We start from the raw sequence: 18704 nt of genomic DNA on the forward strand, positions 1-18704 counted from the left end.
ATCTGGTTTCAGACTGCCAGACAGGACAGGGTGTCGTAAGGGGAATGGTTGAAGGGGGCTCGCCGACCTGTCAGGTGATGCGCCTGCGGCCCCATTCTTGCTCAGGTGGAGGAGGGCGCGCGGCGCAACGCCAGATCCAGTGCTTCGCGAAACCGTGCGCGGTCCGATTTTGAGAACGCCTTGCCGCCACCCTGCCGAAACGGATCGGCGGCGCGCAGGTCGGTCATCAGATCGCGCATCGCAAGTTGTTCACGCACATTGGCCTGAGTGAAGCGCTCGCCGGTATGGCGCAGAACCTGTGCCCCGGCCTCGACGCATTTGGCCGCCAACGGGATGTCTCCCGTGATCACCACGTCTGACGGCCCGGCGCGATCGGCGATCCACATATCGGCCACGTCGGGGCCGTCCGGGACATAGATCATCTCGACCAGCGGGTTTTGCGACGGGCGCAGCCCGCCATTGGACACAAACAGGATGCGCGTCTTGTGCCTTGTTGCGACCGCTTCGGCTTCGGCCTTGACCGGGCAGGCATCGGCATCGACATAGACGACCATGACCGTTCAGGCCCACAGGGCCTCGGCGTGGAAGCCGATATGCTCTTCCATGAACGAGGACACGAAAAAATAGCTGTGATCATAGCCCGGTTGCATGCGGAATGTCGCCTGTTGGCGACGCGCGGCGATGGCCTGGGCCAGGGTTTCAGGGCGCAGAAGGTCGATGAACTGATCCCTGGTGCCAGTGTCGATCAGCATCGGCCCGTCGAAGCCGCGCGTTGTCATCAGGTGGCTGGCGTCATGGGCCTGCCAATCGGCGTCCTCTTCATCGCCCAGATAGGCCTCAAGCTGTTTGCGGCCCCAATCGGAGGCGGTCGGGTTGCAGATCGGCGAAAAGGCGGACACGGACCGGAACTGTTCGGGCAGGGTCATCGCGATGGTCAAAGCCCCATGCCCCCCCATCGAATGCCCGGTAATGCCTTGCCGTTCCGGGTCCAGCGCAAAGTGATCGAACACCAGACCCGGCAGGTCTTCGGTGATGTAATCCCACATCTGGAAATTCGCAGCCCACGGATCCTGTGTGGCGTTCACATAGAAACCCGCCCCTTGCCCCAGGTCATAGGCGTCATCATCCGCCACACCGTCGCCACGCGGGCTGGTGTCGGGAAAGATCAGCGCGATCCCGTGTTCCGCCGCCCAGCATTGCGCGCCTGCCTTGGTCATCGCGTTTTCATGGGTGCAGGTCAGACCCGACAGATACCACAGCACGGGAACGGGGCCATCCTGCGCCTCGACCGGGGTGAACAGCCCGAAGGTCATGTCGGTGCCGGTTGCGCGCGAGGCGTGTTTATAGACACCTTGCGTGCCCCCGAAACAAGCGTTTTCCGATAGCGTTTCCATCTGCGGCTCCTTCATGTTGACTGGACCGAGCTAACTAGACCCGAGGTGACAGTGCAATGGGGAAGACGCGAATGAAAAAGCAGATCATCGCGACCGACCAGAAAGCCCCGCCCAGATGATAGAAATGTGTGGGATCGCCCGTCCAGTCGGCGGTGACGCGCAGACCGGCGCCGATATGCACGAAATTCATATAGACGCGGTCGAACCGTGTGCCTTCGATCGGGCGGCCCGAATGGCCCAGAAGGGCGCGCAGCATGGTGATCATGGTGATCGAGCCGATCGCCCCCGCGCCGATGGCATGATGGACCTGCCCGATATTGGCAACATCCGTCAGCGATGCCAGCGCCAGAAGCGCCATGGACAGGGGCAGCCAGGCATAACCGGCGTGTTGCGCAAACAGCAGCGGCTCTTGCGTGACGGCAAAGCCGCGCCAGCGCGACAGGCGCAGGATCAGGGCGATGGCGGCGGATGCGGCCAAGAGGCCGGTGACCGCACTGGTGTCGAACACGATCCAGCTTGCCACGCTGGCCACGCTGAGCCCGATGGCGGCTTGATCGACCAGACCAAACGCGGCGGGCAGGTGTGTTTCACCACGCTTTTTCAGCCAGTTCCGGCTGAAGGCAGGGGTGATGCGTCCGCCGATATGCATCATCAGCACAAACACCAGCGAAAAACCCAAGGTCAGCCCCAACAGGGCGTCTGACAACAAAAACACGGCCTGTGCCAGCCCAAGGGCCAGCACTACGCCAGCAACCACATAGTTGCGCCGATTGCCTGCGGCGACCAACTCGCGCAGCGCTAGAAGGGCAACGATGGGCAGAAAGGCCAAGGTCACGGTGTGCGACAACGCCCCTTCGGGCGCCGCAAACATGGCAATCCGGGCGGTCAGCCACAGACCAAACAACGCGGCCACCATCTTCGGCCCCAGGGCCGGGCGGCCTGTCCAGTTCGGGATGGCGGTGAACAGAAATCCGGCGATGGCAGCGGGAACATAGCCCCACAGCATCTCGTGCTGGTGCCACAGCAGGGGGTCGTTCATACGCTCGACCAGCCCGGCGTGATAGATCAGCCAGATCGGAATGGCGGTTCCCGCAAACAGGGCTGCGAAGGAAAAGAACAGGCGATAGGCGCCGGACAGAACAATCATGGAGTGACCCAGGCAAGAATGGCGGACACGGTCAGAATCGATGCGCTTGTCGATACCAGAATTGCCGCCGATGCACGCTGCGGCGCAACGCCGTAATGCTGGGCCAGAATATAGACGTTTCCAGCGACAGGCAGGGCGGCGGTTGCTATCATCACGCTGGCCGCGAAGGGCTCCACGTCAAAGATCAGAAGGGCGGTGATCGCAACGGCCAGCGGATGCAGGACGAGTTTGGCGAAGGAAAGCCAGACGGCGACGCTCAGCCGTTCTGCGGATTTGGCAGCCAGCGAAGCGCCGATGGCAAACAAGGCCCCCGGGGTTGATGCGCCGCCCAGCAAATCCATGAAACGGTCAACTGTTTCGGGCAATGGCCAGCCGGTCGCGGCCCATGCAAAACCAAGCGCCATCGAGACAATCATCGGATTGTTCAGCAAGCCCTTGCCGACCGTGCGCAGGACCACCGGGCTGACCCGTCCGTCGCGTGACCCGGTGATCAGGATCACGATGAGACTGCTGAACAGAAAAAGGTCAACCGCCAGCACCATCATGACCGGCCCGACCGCCGCCTCTCCCATCAAAAGCGCCAGCATGGGCACGCCGAGGAAACCCACATTGCCGACCACGGCGCATTGCGCCTCGACCGCCGCCTCTTCGACCCCGCGTTTGCGGATCAATGCGACCACGGTTGCCAGAATATAAACCGCGCCCGCCCCCAGCGCATAAGCCCAGATGAACGGCCAGCTGATCACCTCGTCCAGACCCAGATTGGCGGAAAACCGAAAAAGCATCGCTGACAGGGCGAAGTAGAACACGAACCTTGTCAGATAGGCCGTGGCCTCGGGTGGGAAAAACCCGCGCGCTGCGGCGCCGTATCCCAATCCGATGACGGCAAAGAAGGGAAGTGTTTGCAACAGGATGTCGATCATTTCCCAGCCCTAAAGCGTTTCGACAAAAACCTGAGACATCACCTTTTGTCGAAACGCCCACGACGTATGAACGTGGCACGCGTTTCGAGTTAAGCTCGTGCCTCAAGTTTAACTCGAAACGCTTTAGCATGGGGAATGGGGATTGACGAGATGCGAGTTCAGCGCGCGACAGGCGCGGGTTGCGCAGGCATCAACCGCCCCCGATCAACGCGCCTGCGGCAAAGACCAGCGCGCCCCCCACCACCACCTGCAACGTGGCGCGCATGAAGGGCGTTTGCATGAAGCGGTTCTGGATCCAGACGATGGCCCACAACTCGACGAAGACGACCAGAATGGCAATGGTCGTGGCGGTCCAGAAATCGGTGATCAGATAGGGCAGGGCGTGCCCCAGCCCGCCCAGCATCGTCATGATGCCCGAGGCAAAACCGCGTTTCACCGGGCTGCCACGCCCCGACAATTCGCCATCGTCAGACGCCGCTTCGGTGAACCCCATCGAAATCCCCGCCCCGACACTGGCCGCCAGCCCGACAAGGAAAGTCGTGTGTGTATCGTGGGTGGCAAAAGCCGTGGCGAAGATCGGCGCAAGGGTCGAGACCGAGCCATCCATTAGCCCGGCAAGCCCCGGCTGCACCCAGGTCAGGATGAATTGACGATGCGCGTCGGCGTCTTCTTCAGACCGGGCATCGCCGCTCAGATGATCGGCTTCCAGTTGCCCGGCGACATTGCCGTGATCCGCCTCGGCGGCGGCCAGATCACCCAGGAGCTTGCGGATATTGGCGTCCGATGTGCGGTCTGCGGCCTTGCGATAGAACTGTTCCGCCTGACGCTCCATTTCGCGGGCCTCGCCACGGATCGTCTCCAGCCCCAGATTCTCGACCAGCCAGACCGGGCGGCGGGCATAGAACCCGGCCACGTGTTCGCGGCGGATCAGCGGGATCATGTCACCGAACCGCGCCTTGTGCGCGTCGATCAGCAGGCGGCGGTGTTCGTCCTCTTCTTCGGCCATGCCATCGAACACTTTGGCCGAGGCCGGAAAATCGGCGCGCAGAAGTTCGGCATATTGGCGATAGATGCGGGCGTCGTCTTCTTCGTTGGAAATCGCAAGGGCCAGGATTTCCTGCTCTGACAGATCCGAGAAACGACGACGATTGAGAGTGCCGGACAGCATGGAAGGCTCCTAACTTAGAATGGTTCTAATTTATGGATTTTCCGACGCAGCACAAGTCTGCAATTTGACGCGGGGCAGGGGAGTTTTCGCCCGCCCCGTGTCCGGTTCATTCGTGCACTCTGCGGGTCAGTAGATCACCACGCTGCGGATGCTTTTGCCTTCATGCATCAGATCGAACCCCTTGTTGATGTCGTCCAGCCCCATCGTGTGGGTGATCATCGGGTCGATCTCGATCTTGCCATCCATGTACCAGTCGACGATCTGCGGCACATCTGTGCGCCCGCGCGCGCCGCCGAACGCGGTGCCGCGCCAGACGCGGCCTGTGACAAGTTGGAACGGGCGGGTCGAAATCTCGGCGCCAGCCGGCGCCACGCCGATGATGACGCTTTCGCCCCAGCCCTTATGCGCGCTTTCCAGCGCGGTGCGCATCACGCCGACATTGCCGGTGGCATCAAATGTGTAATCCGCGCCGCCGCCGGTCAGGTCGACCAGATGGGCAACCAGGTCGCTGTCAACCTTTGACGGGTTCACGAAATGGGTCATGCCGAACCGTTTGGCCATCTCGACCTTGGAATCATTCAGATCGACACCGACAATCTGATCCGCACCCGCAAGGCGCAGCCCTTGCAGAACATTCAGGCCAATGCCGCCCAGACCAAACACGATCGCTGTTGATCCGATTTCGACCTTGGCGGTGTTGATCACGGCGCCGACGCCGGTGGTCACGCCGCAGCCGATATAGCAGATCTTCTCAAACGGTGCGTCCTTGCGGACCTTTGCCAGCGCGATTTCCGGCAGAACCGTGTGATTGGCGAATGTCGAACACCCCATGTAATGCAGGATCGGCGTACCATCGAGCATCGAAAAGCGGCTGGTGCCATCCGGCATCAGACCCTGACCCTGCGTGGCACGGATTGACTGACACAGGTTGGTTTTGGGGTTCAGGCAGTATTCGCATTCCCGGCATTCCGGCGTGTAAAGCGGGATCACGTGATCGCCAACCTCAAGCGAGGTCACACCCGGCCCGACTTCGACCACCACCCCCGCGCCTTCATGGCCCAGAATCGCCGGGAACAAGCCTTCGGGATCGGCACCCGACAGGGTGAACTCGTCCGTATGGCAAATGCCGGTGGCTTTGATTTCGACCAGAACCTCGCCCGCTTTCGGGCCTTCCAGGTTCACCTCCATGATCTCGAGCGGTTTGCCGGCTTCAAGGGCAACGGCGGCACGGGTGCGCATCGGCTTTCTCCTGTTCTGTGATAGTGTCAGGTTGCGGGATCGACGCGCCTTTTTCAACCTTGCTGCACCCCCCCTCTTGCCACGACACGAGATTGCAGCGCAAATTGACTGCATGAGAGCTATCACGACCCTGATCATCACCGTCGCCCTGACCGGATGCCTGGCCGCCAGCCCCCCTGTGCCCGCGCCTGATACATTCGTGCCCAATTGCGGGCAGGACAGGTTTCGCGGGCTGGTGGGGCAGGACGCGGCAATCCTGCGTGAACTTGACCTGCCCGGGACGACGCGCGTGGTGAAACCCGGTATGGCGCTGACGCAGGATTATCGCCCGGACCGGCTGAACATCTCGATTGACGAGGATGGCCTGATCAACCGGGTCTGGTGTTCCTGACGATCACCGAAAGGATGAAATCCTGCCGCGCCGGGCTTATTCGCGATAGTCGCGGTGGCAGGCCTTGCACGTCCCGCCAATCTTTCCCAGCGCCGCGCCAAGGGCCGACTCATCGCCAATCGTTCCGACACTGGCGGCGGCAGCGACCATTGCTTCGGATTTCTGCACGAAATCGTCGAAATTATCCCAAATGGCGGGCAATGCCTCGGATTTCGGGTCTGTTTCGTTGGCTCTGAACTTTTCAGGAACCTTCTTGCCGTCATGAGCCATGGCCGCAGCGGCAGCAGTTGCTTTTTCTGCGTCAAACGGGATTTTTCCCTTTGCCATGTCCCCAAGCGTTTTCATGCTGCCCTGGATCGCCTTCATGGTCATCATGCGGTCCATCACGACGGGGTTCTTCACATCGGAATGGGCAAGGGCCGGAGCGGCAATCAATACGCTCAGCGGCAGGGCAAACAGGGCGGGTTTGAATACTGACATGGGTCATCCTTTTGAACAATGGTGGCGTGATTTTAGCCACAGACGCGCAAAAGGAAAATGACAGGATGGTGAGGGCGCCGGGCCACAGATCGCGAGTCAAAGGGCGCGAAGCCCGCCCAGAACCAGATCGGTGACAAGATCTGCGTATTCATCGCGATCCAGCCCCTTACCGGGGCGGTTCCACATGTAATACCAGTTCAGGATGCCGAAGACCGACATGGTCACGGCGCGCAGGTTGCGGTTGCCGTCGAAGGCTTCGGGTGCCTCGTTCTGCAAGGCCTTTCCCATCATGTCGATCAAGCGGCGCTGAAGGTCGATCAACGGCGCTTGCTGTTCAGCCTCCAGCACGCCCAGGCTGTCCAGTTGCAGTTTGTGTTCGGCATCGGCCCCGCGATAGGCCTGAAGAATGGCACGCACCAAGCCGCGCAATCCGTCGGTGCGGGGGGCGGCTTCGACTTCGGCCACCAGACCGGACAGATGGGTGTCCAGAATGTCGAACAACAGCGCCTCTTTGCTATCGTAATAGTGATAGATCAGCGCCTTGGACACGCCGCAATGCTTTGCCGCTGCCGTCATCGAGGCACGATCGAAGCCGTGTTCAGCGAAATAGCTGGCCGCCCCCTTGCGGATGGCGGCACGTTTTTCTTCGTGGTCGCGGGCGATCCCTCGCGGCATGGGTCACTCCTTCGGGCGTTTGTCCACGACCCTTACCGCTTTCCCCTCGCTGCGCGCAACCTTGCCGGTCGGAGCCACATGCACCTTGGCACTGATGCCGACATTTGACTTGATCTTGGCGGACAGGGCGCGGGCGGCGGCTTCGGCACCGTCCTGTGGCAAGCCTTCGGCCATTTCCACATGCACATGCATCTCGTCCATTCGGGCGGGGCGGGTCAATTCGATCTGGAAATGCGGGGACAGCGCGGGGACATCCATCAACTGTTCCTCGATCTGGGTGGGGAACACATTCACGCCGCGCAGGATGATCATGTCATCCGACCGCCCGGTGATCTTTTCCATTCGCCGCATGGACCGGGCGGTGCCGGGCAAAAGGCGGGTCAGGTCGCGGGTGCGATAGCGGATGATCGGGAACCCTTCTTTGGTCAGCGAGGTAAAGACCAACTCGCCCAGTTCTCCATCTTCGACCACCTCGCCGGTGTCGGGGTTGATGATCTCGGGATAGAAGTGATCCTCCCAGATATGCAGCCCGTCCTTGGTTTCAACGCATTCATTGGCAACCCCCGGCCCGATCACTTCGGACAGGCCATAGATGTCGACCGCATGCATGTCGAACGCCTCTTCGATTTCGCGGCGCATGTTGTTGGTCCATGGCTCGGCCCCGAAAATCCCGACCTTCAGGGGGCTTTTGCGCGGGTCGCGGCCCTGTTTGGCGTATTCATCCAGAATGGACAGCGCATATGAGGGCGTCACGGTGATGCCGTCGGCGCGGAAATCCTCGATCAACCGCACCTGGCGCTGGGTCATACCACCCGAAACGGGCACCACGGTCAGGCCCAGTTCCTCGGCCCCGCCATGCACACCGAGCCCGCCGGTGAACAGCCCGTAGCCATAGGCGTTGTGCAGCACGTCCCCGCGCCGCAAGCCGGATGCGCGCATGCACCGCGCCACCACGGTCGACCACATTTTCAGATCGTTCTTCGTGTATCCGACCACGGTCGGCTGTCCGGTCGTGCCCGAGCTTGCATGGACGCGGGCGATCTGGTCGCGCGGGACGGCAAACAGGCCGAACGGATAATTGTCGCGCAAGTCCTGCTTTACGGTAAACGGAAACTTTGCCAGATCGGACAGGCTGTGCAGATCATCCGGGTGAACGCCCGCGTCATCGAAGCTTTTGCGATAGAACGGCACGTTGTCATAGGCGTGTTTCAGCGACCATTTCATGCGCTCAAACTGGGTCGCGGCAATTTCGTCGCGGGATGCAATTTCGATCGGGTCCAGATCTTCCTTGCGGGGCGTCAGGTCTTTCATGTCTCTCCTCCGGCGGGGATAAGCCCCGCCCCATGTCAGTCGGGTTCAGTCGGTTTCGTCGAAATGCGTGCCGGAAATCTGGCGTGAATGCCCACGAAACAGGGCGACCCTGCGCCCGTCTTCGCCGGTGACGGTCACGTCGTAAATGCCGGATCGTCCGGTGCGGCTGGCCTCGGACGCTGTGGCCACCAGCCGTTCCCCCAGCTTGCCGGGTGCCAGATAGGTGATCGAATTATGCTGGGCCACCACGCGGTGGTTGTAGCTGTTGCAGGCAAAGGCAAAGGCGCTGTCGGCAAGGGTGAAGATGAAACCGCCGTGACAGATGCCATGCCCGTTGGACATATCGGGGCGCACCGTCATCGACATGACGGCCTGTCCCGGCCCGATCATGTCCAGCGACATGCCCAGCCCTTGCGAGGCCGGATCGTCGTCCCACATCATTTGCGCTGCGCGCTCGGCACGGTCCTGTGGCGTCATGGTCCCCCCAACGTATTTGTTTGAGGATGCACAAAGCTGACCGTGCGGTCAATAGTGTTTTGCGCTGACAGAGCAGGACCCCACGGCGCAGGCGCACGAACCCCACGGCAGAGGCAAATGATCAGAAGATACCGAAGACGTAGGCCCGATGCCGCAAACTGGGTGGGGGCTGTTTCCGCGGCACCGGGATGAGCTTTCGCTCTCTCTACGCCCCTATCCATGCGGGGTTAACGGGGCGTCAACAAGGAAGCGTTGTGGTAACTTCTGCACGATATCGCGACCAATTCTGGGCAGGGATTGATTTGTTTGCCATTGAACGGCAAGCTGAGGTCATGAACATGCCAAACCTGACGCCCTTTCCGGGGCAAGGCCAGCCCGTCGATCAAGTTGTCTTTGATCGCAGAGAGTTAGGCACCATCATGGGTCTTTACGGTCGCATGGTTGCCGCCGGTGAATGGCGCGACTACGGCATGAGTTTCCTGCGCGAGGTTGCGGTTTTTTCGGTCTTTCGGCGCACCGCGGAAACGCCGCTGTACCGGATCGAAAAGCGCCCCAAGCTGCGCAATCGGCAGGGGCAATACGCAGTGATCGGCATGGACGGACGCATTTTGAAGCGCGGCAGTGACCTGCGCGCGGTGCTGCGTGTGCTGGAACGCAAGCTGATCCGCGCGGTCGAATAGGCCTTAAAGCCGACGGCGCGCGACAACAGGCCCATCGCCCTGGGCCTCGATTCGGGTGATCGCTTCATTGATCCCTTCATAGGCGACCGCCATGTGAAAGGCGTTGGCGTGGATCATCTGCGTCGGGTCCACCACCAGCGCCACATGCCCCTTCCAGAACAGAAGGTCGCCACGCTCCAGCGGTGCTGTGTCATCAAGCGCGTGTCCCAGGGTTTCCTGCATGTCGCTGTCGCCGGGGCAGTCGTGGCCAGCAGCCAGAAGCGCCGCCTGCACCAGCCCTGAACAGTCGATGCCCGCGCGCGAGTTGCCGCCCCAAAGATACGGCGTGCCCAGAAACAGCGCGGCATTGGCAACCACATCGTCATTTGTCGCCCCGACGGGGGCAAGATGAACGGTCGGCACGAAGCCTCCGGTATCGGTTTCCGAATACTGGTTGACCGTGCCCACAACCGTCACGCGCGCGCCGAAGGACAATGCGGCAAGTTCACGTTGTTTCATGTCGGGGGCGGGGTAAAGATGGGTGCCCGGTGTGCAAACCCAATGAGTCGCCTGCGCATCGTCCGTCAGCTGCGCCGAAGCGATATAACCCACATAGCCATCCTTTCCCGCCTGCACAAAGGCAAAACCCTCGTGATCCTCAAGTTGCAGCACACGTTCGCCCATCAGGGCTTGTCGGTTGCGGGGACCATCGGGGAATTTGAGGATGTCGACAACGCCGTCGGCGACGCGACGCCATGTACCGCGCGTGAAGGCGGGCGCATCGACCTTGCCGCGCAGGCTGTCATGCGCGATGCGGGTGTTGGCGGGAGTCAGGCGCGGGTCCATCACAGGTTCAGCATCTCGGGCAGGGCGGCCAGCAGCGCCCGTGCACCCATGCCGACGCCGCCTTTCGGACGGGCCGGAGCGGCGTTGGGGTTCCAGCCATAGATGTCGAAATGCATATATCGCGGCGTGTCGGTGACAAACCGCTTGAGGAACAGCGCGGCCGTGATCGAGCCGGCAAAGCCCCCCTTGGGCGCGTTGTCCAGATCGGCAATGCCCGGTTCGATCATGGTTTCATAGGGCGCCCATAGCGGCAGTTCCCAAACCGGATCAGCGGCGGAGTTCGCCCCTTTGCGCAGGGCGTCGGCATCGCTGGGCATGGTCGCATAGAACGGCGACAGGTCCGGGCCGACCGCCACCCGCGCAGCCCCGGTCAACGTGGCCATCGAAACGATCAGGTCAGGCGTATCCTCGTCCGCCAAAGCCAGCGCATCGGCCAGCACAAGGCGTCCTTCGGCGTCGGTGTTGTTCACCTCGACCGTCAGCCCCTTGCGCGAGGTCAGGATGTCGCCGGGGCGAAAGGCATTGCCAGACACGGCATTTTCCACCGCCGGGATCAGAACCCGCAGTTGCACCTTCACCCCAAGCGCCATGATCATCTGCGCAAGCCCGAGCACGGTGGCCGCCCCGCCCATGTCCTTTTTCATCAGGCCCATCGAAGCGCCCGGTTTCAGGTTCAGCCCGCCGGTGTCAAAGCACACGCCCTTGCCAACCAGCGTCAGTTTTGGACCGGCATCGCCCCAACGCAGGTCGATCAGTCGGGGCGCACGGTCCGCCGCGCGACCGACGGCGTGGATCATCGGAAAACTGTCCGTGAGCAGCGCATCGCCCTTGGTGACCGAGATTTTGGCACCGTGATCTTCGGCCAGCTTGGCAATCGCCTGTTCCAGTTGGTCCGGCCCCATATCCTCGGTCGGGGTGTTGATCAGGTCGCGGGTCAGGGCTTCGCCCGCCGCAATGACCTCAAGACGCCCCGCATCAATGCCGTCAGGCGCGACGATCATCGCTTCAGGCCGCTTCTGATCAGCGTAGCGGTCGAACCGATAGCCTTCCAGCAACCAGCCAAGCGCCGCTTCTTCCAATGCGGTCGGCTCCAGCGCGTGTTGCAGGCGATAGGTGCCCTTGGGCAGCTTCATGCGCGCCGCCGCCATGCCAAAGCGGTTGCGGGCGCGGGCGGTATCGTCGCCATTGCCGACCAACGCCAACGCAGGCATCCCGCCTTCGTCCGGGACTACCAGAACCTCGCCAAGCGTGCCTTGAAAACCATTGGCGCGCGCCCAGGCACGTGCTGGCTCCGGCAGGGCTTCCATCACCGTTTCATCACCTTTTTCGATGACGATCAGCGGGATGGCGTCTGGGGTTTCGGTGGCGAATGTCAGGGTCATCTTGGCCTCGGCTATAGTGAGTCGATCACAACTTAACGCCACAGCGCCGCGCCGCAAGGCAAAGGCGCGGGCCGGCCTGGTTTCGCCGAAGCCCGCCTTCCCCCTGATCAGATCGACATATCCTGAATATCCCACACCGCGATCAGGCTGCGTTCACCAATCCGCCCCAGCCGCGCAACGGTCGCGTGGAAGGCCGGTTCGTCCGTGCCGTCAGACAAATCCAGCACATCGCGGGCTACCCGCCCCAGGCTGGTCATGCCGATCTTGTTGGCAATCGCGATCAGGTTTCGCACCTGCTCGCGCAGATCGTCGCTTCGCCGCTGACGGTGAGATTTCTGAACCTCGGCCATTCCGATCGCCAGATCCTCCAGCGCCTGATTGACCTCTTTATCGGCGCGCACCGGCCCCCATTGGACATACATGCGTTCCAGCTGTGCGCGATCTAGCCGCACGGTTTCCCTGTGGCTCAACTTAACAACGACAGTCACCTGTTCACCCCTAGATATTTTCCCTCTCGTGGTGATCGTGACGTAACGACCTCAAGAAATCGTATACCGATACGGCAAAATTTCCTCGAATTTCATGCGATTGCGACCTACATACGAAGGAAGCTGAACGGGAGGATTCCATGGAACGAGCGCAACCGCTGCCATCTTATCTTGTGCATCGCTATCAGGGCTGGAAAGCCACCGGATACGCGGACAATCAATCGTGGTATCGGCGCCTGGCCGAATTGGGTCAGCATCCGCGTGCCATGGTGATTTCCTGTTGCGATTCGCGAGTGCATGTCACTTCAATTTTCGGTGCGGATCAGGGCGAATTCTTTATCCACCGCAACATTGCAAACCTTGTTCCCCCCTTCGCACCGGATGGCGATTATCACGGCACCTCGGCAGCGATCGAGTATGCGGTGACCGCCCTGAAGGTTGCGCATCTGATCGTGCTGGGCCATTCCAGTTGCGGCGGCGTGAAAGGGTTTCACGAACGCTGCCTCGGTCGCGCGCCAGAGCTGGCTGAAAAAACCTCGTTTGTCGGGCGCTGGATCGACCTCTTGAAACCGGGATATGAGCGCCTTGGCGGCAACGACGCCGATATCGACAGCGCCACGCTTGAGAAAGAGGCGGTGAAGGTCTCGCTTGAAAATCTGTTGACCTTTCCCTTCGTTCAGGAAGCGGTAGATCAGGACAAGCTGACCCTGCACGGTGTCTGGAACGACATCGGCGAAGGTGGATTGGAATACTACGACGCAAAGAGCAAAGCATTCCGGCCTGTCTGATCGGTTCCGTTGGGCTTTTGCGCCATCGCGCGGCTGAAATCGCGTTTGGTTCTGATTTGTGCTATCCTGCGTTCATTGAACGAAGGGTTTTTGCATGAAATTGATTTTTGGCTTGCTGAAAGGGTTTGCGATCGTGGTGGTTGCCATGATCGCCATTGCTTTCCTTTTGCCATCCGATGTGTCTGTCAGCCGATCCACGCTGATTGCCGCTCCGACCGAAGAGATCTTTCCATATGTGAATTCGATGCAGGCGACCGAAGCATGGTCGCCCTGGCTGTCGCGCGATCCTGATGTGGTCTTGACCTACGAAGGGCCCGAGGAAGGTGTCGGCAACACATTGCGCTGGACGTCGGACGACCCAAGTGTGGGCACCGGCATTCAGGTGATCATCGCCAGCACGCCAAACGAACGGGTGGACACCGCGCTGGATTTCGGGCCGCAGGGGCTTGCCAATGCCTATTTCGATCTTGCCCCGGCGGACGGTGGTACATTGGTGGCCTGGGGGTTTGAAACCGATCTGGGCATGAATCCGATTGCGCGCTGGATGGGTCTGATGTTCGATGGCTGGATCGGTGCGGATTACGAAAAGGGTTTGGCGAATTTGAAGGCACTGGTCGAAGGCGGTTAGCGTCAGGTCTGTTGCGAAACGGTCCGGGAGTTGATGCGCGTCATGGCGCGACCGGACTTGGCATGGCTTGCTTGTGCAAATCGGGCAGGTGGGTGCCAATGCCTCATGTTGACAGATGCCACCTGCCTTGTGCTGATGCTGGAAAACGGAGGTCGCCATGAAAATCCTGATCGCTTACGCAACCACGGAAGGCCAAACCAGAAAGATCGCCCGATGGGTCGCGGATCGCATCTTTGATCAGGGCCATACCGTAGAGCTTGCACCGCTGTCAGAGCTGGAGGGCATCAAGCTGGCGCGATTTGACGGAGTCATTCTGGCCGCCTCGATCCATCTGGGCAATTACCAGTCGGAACTTACCGAATTCGCGCACCGGTCGGCAATGCGGTTGTCGAAACAGCCCACGTTGTTTCTGTCCGTGTCGCTGGCCGCGGCGGGTCATGACGCCGAAGACTGGGGCGGACTGGAACGGACCACCGAAGTGTTTCAGGCGGCGACCGGCTGGTCCCCCGACCGGCTGGTGCATGTGGCCGGGGCATATAAGCCATCGAAATACGATATGTTTCAACGCTTTGTCATGCGGCGTGTCATTGCGCAGAAGGATCCCGACAAGGATCTGAGCTTCGACCACGAATATACGGACTGGGCCGCCCTGGGTGCCGAGGTGGACAGCTGGCTGGCCGCGCTTTCAGGCTGACTGCCCCGGCAGACGACAAAGCCCCCGGCAATGCGGGGGCTTTGCATTAGGGTGACACGGGATCAGCCCTTTTTCAGAACCTCACGACCCAGAAGCTCGGCGATCTGCACCGCGTTCAGGGCCGCCCCCTTGCGCAGGTTGTCGGACACGCACCAGAAGTTCAGGCCGTTGTCGACGGTCACGTCCTGACGGATCCGACTGATAAAGGTGGCGAAATCGCCCACGCATTCCACCGGAGTGACGTATCCGCCATCCTCGCGCTTGTCGACGACCAGAATACCGGGGGCTTGGCGCAGAATGTCGCGGGCTTCGTCCTCGTCCAGAAACTCTTCGGTCTCGATGTTCACCGATTCCGAGTGGCCCACGAACACCGGCACGCGCACGCAGGTTGCCGTGACCTTGATCGACGGATCGACGATCTTTTTCGTCTCGGCGATCATCTTCCACTCTTCCTTGGTGTCGCCTGAATCCATGAACACGTCGATATGCGGAATGACGTTGAAGGCGATCTGCTTGGTATAGACCTTCGGGTCGACTTCCTGACCCGGCACATACATGCCCTTGGTCTGATTCCACAGCTCATCAATCGCGTCTTTGCCCGAGCCCGACACCGACTGATAGGTCGACACCACGACGCGCTTGATTTTCGCGCGGTCATGCAAAGGCTTCAGCGCCACAACCATTTGCGCGGTTGAACAGTTGGGGTTGGCGATGATGTTCTTCTTTGCGTAATCGTGGATCGCCTGCGGGTTCACCTCGGGCACGATCAGCGGAATATCCGCGTCGTATCGATAAAGCGACGAGTTGTCGATCACGACACAGCCAGCCGCGGCCGCTTTGGGCGCGTATTGCTTGGTAGCCTCGGACCCGACGGCGAACAGCGCCATGTCCCAACCGGTAAAGTCAAACGCATCCAGATCCTTGGTGGTCAGGGTGGTATCGCCAAAGCTGACCTCGGTGCCGAGGGAACGGCGCGACGCAAGCGCGACAATCTCGTCCACGGGAAACTGGCGTTCTGCCAGAATGTTCAGCATCTCGCGGCCCACGTTCCCCGTGGCGCCAACGACAGCGATTTTATAGCCCATCACGGCCTCCTATATGTCTCTCAGTCGCGCCAGACCCCTTGTGAATCTGGTCAGACCGAGGGCGTCCATAGCGCAATTGCCGCGCCTGCGAAAGCGTCATACGCGCGATCTGCCATGTTTTGTCGTTGACTTGTGTGCTTTTCGCTGTGATACGGGCGCAATCTGTCCGGTCGACGCGTGAGCGACCCGCCCAAATACACGAGGCAGACAGAGGTCGGGCAATGCGCCCTTTTCAACAAGTTCCCAAATCACGCGGGGTTCTGACGGCCATTCGGCGCTCAGGGCACTCGGCCCGGCGCGAGTATTGGCCGCAACCGATGCGATGGGCATAAAGCCCCACCCGTGTGACAGCGGCGTGCCGATGTGCATGCCAGAAAGACGACTATGACACAATTTGCAGAGCTCGGGCTTGACCCGAAGCTGGTCACGACCGTGACCGAAGCCGGATATGAAACGCCGACCCCGATCCAAATCAAAGCCATTCCGCTGGTACTGGACGGTCGCGATGTGATGGGTCTGGCCCAGACCGGCACGGGCAAGACGGCGGCCTTTGGCCTGCCCCTGATCCACCAACTTTTGCGCAACCATGACAAACGTCAGCCGAAATCGGTGAAGGCGCTGATCCTCGCGCCGACCCGTGAGCTGGTGAACCAGATCGCCGAGAACCTGCGCGCCTATGTGCAGGGCACGCATCTGAAAGTGCGCACCGTGGTCGGCGGCATGTCGATCAACAAGCAGATCAGCATGCTGGCCCCGGGCATCGACATTCTTGTTGCCACGCCGGGCCGTCTGATTGACCTGTTGGACCGCAAAGCCATCCGCCTTGATACCGCGACCTTCCTTGTGCTGGACGAGGCGGATCAGATGCTCGACATGGGGTTCATCCATGCCCTGCGTCGGATCGCGCCAGAACTGGGCACCCCGCGCCAGACCATGCTGTTCTCGGCCACCATGCCGAAACAGATGGAGGAATTGTCCCGCGCCTATCTGACCGACCCGGCTAAGGTGCAGGTGACACCTCCGGGCAAGGCCGCCGACAAGGTGACGCAGGGGCTTTACTATGTTCCCGGCCGGAACGAGAAAATTATGCTGCTGATTGATCTCCTTGGACATGACAAAGACGCACTGTCGCTGGTGTTTTCACGCACCAAACACGGGGCCGAAAAGCTGATGAAGCAACTGGTGGCCGAAGGGTTCAAGGCGGTGTCCATCCACGGAAACAAGAGCCAGGGCCAACGTGACCGCGCGTTGGCGGCGTTCCGGTCGGGTGAAGCCCGCGTGCTGGTCGCGACCGATGTTGCCGCGCGTGGTATCGACATTCCGGGCGTCAGCCACGTCTATAATTTCGACCTGCCGGAAGTGGCCGACAACTACGTGCACCGTATCGGCCGCACGGCACGGGCAGGCGCTGATGGCGATGCGATTTCCTTCGTCTCGGGGGTCGAGCTTGGCCTTCTGCGCGACATTGAAAAAGTCATGAAGATCGAGATCCCGATCCTTGGCGGCACCCGTCCCGCAGAAGAAAAGCGTCCCACCCGCAATCAGGGTGGCGGCGGTGGTCGTCGTGGTGGTGCAGGGCGCAAGCCGCGCGCAGGCGGGGCGGCTGCGCCGAAACCGCGTGCAGACGCAGCCCCGGCCAGACGCCGCCGCCGTCGCCGCAAAAGCGCCTAATCCGTGCGGTCGGTGCTTAGCAGATACAGCAGGCAGCCGATCAATCCCGGTATCGCGAAAAACAGGAACACGGCCTGATACGGGGCCGTGACCGCCACACTAGGCCCTTGCGCGGCGCGAAACACGCTGGCTGAAGCATATTGAAACAACCCGACCCCGCCGATCCCGAACATATTCATCAACGTGACGCCTCGCCCGATCAAATGCGGCGGGAAGAAACTGCGCGCGTGCGCCATGATCAGGGGATAGCTTGCCCCCAGCAACCCGATTGCGGCCATCGTCAGCGACACCGGCCAGACGCCCGCATCAGGGGCTGCCCAAAGCAGAAATACCAGCCCGGTCGCCAGAAGGTTGCCGGAAAACACCACCCATTTGCGGGTGCCAAAGATCCGGTCCATCGGGCCGTAGGCGAAACTGCCAATCACCATCGCCAGCGCAATCGCCATGGTGGCCCAGCCAATGCCGGTGGTGTCCAACCCATAGACATCGCGCAGATAAGGGCCAGCCCAACTGCCGCGCAACCCTGCCGCTGCGGCGTAGTTCACAAACATGATGGGAAAGATCGCCCATAATGCGGGGATCTTCAAAAGGTCCAGAACCGACCCTTTGGGCGCATCGGCCTGGCGTTCCAGCCGGGGGGGATTGTCCACCGCCAACATGATCAGGGCCGCCACCACCAGCGTCACCACCGACAGCACCCAAAGACACGCCCGCCAGCCGAACTGCTCAACCGCCAGCGCAAGCGGCAACGCCCCCGCCAAGTTGCCAAGCGAGCCGATGCCAATCACCATGCCCGCCAGCGTGCCAAACACCGCAGGCGAATACATGCGCGCAAAGATGAAATAGCTGGCCATCAAGACCGGCGAACAGCCGATACCAATCAGCACCATCGCATAAAGAACGTGATCCGGGGTCGAGGCCATGGCAAACACCGCCGCCCCGCCCGCCCCGCCAAGCGCCAAAAGCGCCGCGGCCACCTTGCGTGGCCCGATATTGTCCAACCCCCAACCCACCGGGATCTGCATCAGCGCAAACACCAGAAACCACGCCCCGGATGCTTGCGCCAAATCCTCCGGCGTTGCGCCCAAGTCAGCCTTCAACGCAGGCGTCATCACCGCCAGGAAAGCGCGATAAAACTGGCTCAGCACATAGGCGATGATCAGCGTGGCAATCCCCAGCCGCATTCCCGGCTCCTTTCAACAACCCGCGCAGAAGACACGAGCCTGCCCAACTTGACAAGCCCGCCCGCTTCTTCTGG

General features: G+C 61.1%; 21 protein-coding genes. 6 read left to right on the plus strand and 15 right to left on the minus strand.

The window, feature by feature from the left end; genetic code table 11:
- Positions 1 to 101: 101 nt before the first annotated feature.
- From IE188_RS07960 to IE188_RS07985, 6 genes are all read right to left on the minus strand, one after another.
- Positions 102 to 554, minus strand: coding sequence for a YaiI/YqxD family protein (locus IE188_RS07960; RefSeq protein ID WP_191285961.1), 453 nt, complete (start codon positions 552 to 554; stop codon positions 102 to 104).
- Positions 555 to 560: 6 nt separating this feature from the next.
- Positions 561 to 1394: an S-formylglutathione hydrolase gene (gene fghA, locus IE188_RS07965; protein ID WP_191285962.1), complete on the minus strand. Its 834-nt coding sequence runs from the start codon at positions 1392 to 1394 to the stop codon at positions 561 to 563.
- Positions 1395 to 1428: 34 nt separating this feature from the next.
- Positions 1429 to 2541 (minus strand): NnrS family protein, encoded by a 1113-nt coding sequence (locus tag IE188_RS07970; protein ID WP_191285963.1) that lies wholly within the window; start codon positions 2539 to 2541, stop codon positions 1429 to 1431.
- On the minus strand, positions 2538 to 3464 hold the full coding sequence (locus IE188_RS07975; RefSeq protein ID WP_191285964.1) for an AEC family transporter: 927 nt from the start codon (positions 3462 to 3464) through the stop codon (positions 2538 to 2540). The genes IE188_RS07970 and IE188_RS07975 overlap by 4 nt, the downstream gene beginning before the upstream one ends.
- Before the next feature lie 190 nt (positions 3465 to 3654).
- Complete coding sequence (gene mbfA / locus IE188_RS07980; protein WP_191285965.1) at positions 3655 to 4632, minus strand: iron exporter MbfA; 978 nt, start codon at positions 4630 to 4632, stop codon at positions 3655 to 3657.
- A 126-nt stretch (positions 4633 to 4758) separates the two neighbouring features.
- On the minus strand, positions 4759 to 5871 hold the full coding sequence (locus IE188_RS07985; RefSeq protein ID WP_191285966.1) for an S-(hydroxymethyl)glutathione dehydrogenase/class III alcohol dehydrogenase: 1113 nt from the start codon (positions 5869 to 5871) through the stop codon (positions 4759 to 4761).
- Positions 5872 to 5983: 112 nt separating this feature from the next.
- On the opposite strand from IE188_RS07985, the gene IE188_RS07990 reads away from it, so the two are divergent.
- Positions 5984 to 6262 carry an I78 family peptidase inhibitor gene (locus IE188_RS07990; protein ID WP_191285967.1) on the plus strand — a complete coding sequence of 93 codons (279 nt, stop codon included), beginning with the start codon at positions 5984 to 5986 and terminating at the stop codon, positions 6260 to 6262.
- A gap of 36 nt (positions 6263 to 6298) precedes the next feature.
- Here IE188_RS07990 and IE188_RS07995 read toward each other — a convergent pair whose 3' ends face one another.
- The 4 genes from IE188_RS07995 to paaI all read right to left on the minus strand — a co-directional run bounded on the left by IE188_RS07995 (position 6299) and on the right by paaI (position 9205).
- A complete protein-coding gene (locus tag IE188_RS07995) occupies positions 6299 to 6742 on the minus strand; it encodes a c-type cytochrome (protein ID WP_191285968.1) in 444 nt (147 codons plus the stop codon).
- A gap of 96 nt (positions 6743 to 6838) precedes the next feature.
- On the minus strand, positions 6839 to 7417 hold the full coding sequence (locus tag IE188_RS08000) for a TetR/AcrR family transcriptional regulator (protein WP_191285969.1): 579 nt from the start codon (positions 7415 to 7417) through the stop codon (positions 6839 to 6841).
- A gap of 3 nt (positions 7418 to 7420) precedes the next feature.
- Positions 7421 to 8728 (minus strand): phenylacetate--CoA ligase PaaK, encoded by a 1308-nt coding sequence (gene paaK / locus IE188_RS08005; protein ID WP_191285970.1) that lies wholly within the window; start codon positions 8726 to 8728, stop codon positions 7421 to 7423.
- Between the two features lie 45 nt (positions 8729 to 8773).
- Complete coding sequence (gene paaI / locus IE188_RS08010) at positions 8774 to 9205, minus strand: hydroxyphenylacetyl-CoA thioesterase PaaI (RefSeq protein ID WP_191285971.1); 432 nt, start codon at positions 9203 to 9205, stop codon at positions 8774 to 8776.
- Between the two features lie 338 nt (positions 9206 to 9543).
- Between paaI and IE188_RS08015 the strand changes: the two genes are divergently transcribed.
- Positions 9544 to 9885 carry a DUF2794 domain-containing protein gene (locus IE188_RS08015; protein WP_191285972.1) on the plus strand — a complete coding sequence of 114 codons (342 nt, stop codon included), beginning with the start codon at positions 9544 to 9546 and terminating at the stop codon, positions 9883 to 9885.
- Positions 9886 to 9888: 3 nt separating this feature from the next.
- Here IE188_RS08015 and IE188_RS08020 read toward each other — a convergent pair whose 3' ends face one another.
- The 3 genes from IE188_RS08020 to IE188_RS08030 all read right to left on the minus strand — a co-directional run bounded on the left by IE188_RS08020 (position 9889) and on the right by IE188_RS08030 (position 12580).
- A complete protein-coding gene (locus tag IE188_RS08020) occupies positions 9889 to 10710 on the minus strand; it encodes a C40 family peptidase (protein WP_191285973.1) in 822 nt (273 codons plus the stop codon).
- A complete protein-coding gene (locus tag IE188_RS08025) occupies positions 10710 to 12092 on the minus strand; it encodes a leucyl aminopeptidase family protein (RefSeq protein WP_191285974.1) in 1383 nt (460 codons plus the stop codon). The genes IE188_RS08020 and IE188_RS08025 overlap by 1 nt, the downstream gene beginning before the upstream one ends.
- Positions 12093 to 12199: 107 nt before the next feature.
- Positions 12200 to 12580, minus strand: a complete 381-nt coding sequence (locus IE188_RS08030) for a hypothetical protein (protein ID WP_191285975.1) — start codon at positions 12578 to 12580, stop codon at positions 12200 to 12202.
- A 140-nt stretch (positions 12581 to 12720) separates the two neighbouring features.
- Here IE188_RS08030 and IE188_RS08035 point away from each other — a divergent pair, with 140 nt between their 5' ends.
- The 3 genes from IE188_RS08035 (at position 12721) to IE188_RS08045 (ending at position 14690) form a co-directional block, all read left to right on the plus strand.
- The gene (locus IE188_RS08035) at positions 12721 to 13368 is read left to right on the plus strand and encodes a carbonic anhydrase (protein ID WP_191285976.1); all 648 of its coding nucleotides are present in this window, start codon (positions 12721 to 12723) and stop codon (positions 13366 to 13368) included.
- Positions 13369 to 13462: 94 nt separating this feature from the next.
- Positions 13463 to 13996, plus strand: a complete 534-nt coding sequence (locus tag IE188_RS08040) for an SRPBCC family protein (protein ID WP_191285977.1) — start codon at positions 13463 to 13465, stop codon at positions 13994 to 13996.
- Between the two features lie 157 nt (positions 13997 to 14153).
- On the plus strand, positions 14154 to 14690 hold the full coding sequence (locus IE188_RS08045) for a flavodoxin domain-containing protein (RefSeq protein ID WP_191285978.1): 537 nt from the start codon (positions 14154 to 14156) through the stop codon (positions 14688 to 14690).
- Positions 14691 to 14752: 62 nt separating this feature from the next.
- Here the strand turns inward: IE188_RS08045 and IE188_RS08050 are convergent, their stop codons facing one another.
- Positions 14753 to 15775 (minus strand): aspartate-semialdehyde dehydrogenase, encoded by a 1023-nt coding sequence (locus IE188_RS08050; protein WP_191285979.1) that lies wholly within the window; start codon positions 15773 to 15775, stop codon positions 14753 to 14755.
- 384 nt (positions 15776 to 16159) lie between these two features.
- Between IE188_RS08050 and IE188_RS08055 the strand changes: the two genes are divergently transcribed.
- Positions 16160 to 17446 (plus strand): DEAD/DEAH box helicase, encoded by a 1287-nt coding sequence (locus IE188_RS08055; RefSeq protein ID WP_191285980.1) that lies wholly within the window; start codon positions 16160 to 16162, stop codon positions 17444 to 17446.
- On the opposite strand, the gene IE188_RS08060 is transcribed toward IE188_RS08055, so the two are convergent.
- On the minus strand, positions 17443 to 18630 hold the full coding sequence (locus IE188_RS08060) for an MFS transporter (RefSeq protein WP_191285981.1): 1188 nt from the start codon (positions 18628 to 18630) through the stop codon (positions 17443 to 17445). The genes IE188_RS08055 and IE188_RS08060 overlap by 4 nt on opposite strands.
- Between the last annotated feature and the right edge of the window lie 74 nt (positions 18631 to 18704).

The sequence above is a fragment of the Aliiroseovarius zhejiangensis genome (assembly GCF_014656375.1).
Lineage (GTDB): Bacteria > Pseudomonadota > Alphaproteobacteria > Rhodobacterales > Rhodobacteraceae > Aliiroseovarius > Aliiroseovarius zhejiangensis.

Coding starts and splice junctions, on each gene's coding strand:
- IE188_RS07960 (WP_191285961.1), bottom strand. CDS start 554: ATGGTCGTCTATGTCGATGCCGATGCCTGCCCGGTCAAGGCCGAAGCC.
- fghA (WP_191285962.1), bottom strand. CDS start 1,394: ATGGAAACGCTATCGGAAAACGCTTGTTTCGGGGGCACGCAAGGTGTC.
- IE188_RS07970 (WP_191285963.1), bottom strand. CDS start 2,541: ATGATTGTTCTGTCCGGCGCCTATCGCCTGTTCTTTTCCTTCGCAGCC.
- IE188_RS07975 (WP_191285964.1), bottom strand. CDS start 3,464: ATGATCGACATCCTGTTGCAAACACTTCCCTTCTTTGCCGTCATCGGA.
- mbfA (WP_191285965.1), bottom strand. CDS start 4,632: ATGCTGTCCGGCACTCTCAATCGTCGTCGTTTCTCGGATCTGTCAGAG.
- IE188_RS07985 (WP_191285966.1), bottom strand. CDS start 5,871: ATGCGCACCCGTGCCGCCGTTGCCCTTGAAGCCGGCAAACCGCTCGAG.
- IE188_RS07990 (WP_191285967.1), top strand. CDS start 5,984: ATGAGAGCTATCACGACCCTGATCATCACCGTCGCCCTGACCGGATGC.
- IE188_RS07995 (WP_191285968.1), bottom strand. CDS start 6,742: ATGTCAGTATTCAAACCCGCCCTGTTTGCCCTGCCGCTGAGCGTATTG.
- IE188_RS08000 (WP_191285969.1), bottom strand. CDS start 7,417: ATGCCGCGAGGGATCGCCCGCGACCACGAAGAAAAACGTGCCGCCATC.
- paaK (WP_191285970.1), bottom strand. CDS start 8,728: ATGAAAGACCTGACGCCCCGCAAGGAAGATCTGGACCCGATCGAAATT.
- paaI (WP_191285971.1), bottom strand. CDS start 9,205: ATGACGCCACAGGACCGTGCCGAGCGCGCAGCGCAAATGATGTGGGAC.
- IE188_RS08015 (WP_191285972.1), top strand. CDS start 9,544: ATGCCAAACCTGACGCCCTTTCCGGGGCAAGGCCAGCCCGTCGATCAA.
- IE188_RS08020 (WP_191285973.1), bottom strand. CDS start 10,710: ATGGACCCGCGCCTGACTCCCGCCAACACCCGCATCGCGCATGACAGC.
- IE188_RS08025 (WP_191285974.1), bottom strand. CDS start 12,092: ATGACCCTGACATTCGCCACCGAAACCCCAGACGCCATCCCGCTGATC.
- IE188_RS08035 (WP_191285976.1), top strand. CDS start 12,721: ATGGAACGAGCGCAACCGCTGCCATCTTATCTTGTGCATCGCTATCAG.
- IE188_RS08040 (WP_191285977.1), top strand. CDS start 13,463: ATGAAATTGATTTTTGGCTTGCTGAAAGGGTTTGCGATCGTGGTGGTT.
- IE188_RS08045 (WP_191285978.1), top strand. CDS start 14,154: ATGAAAATCCTGATCGCTTACGCAACCACGGAAGGCCAAACCAGAAAG.
- IE188_RS08050 (WP_191285979.1), bottom strand. CDS start 15,775: ATGGGCTATAAAATCGCTGTCGTTGGCGCCACGGGGAACGTGGGCCGC.
- IE188_RS08055 (WP_191285980.1), top strand. CDS start 16,160: ATGACACAATTTGCAGAGCTCGGGCTTGACCCGAAGCTGGTCACGACC.
- IE188_RS08060 (WP_191285981.1), bottom strand. CDS start 18,630: ATGCGGCTGGGGATTGCCACGCTGATCATCGCCTATGTGCTGAGCCAG.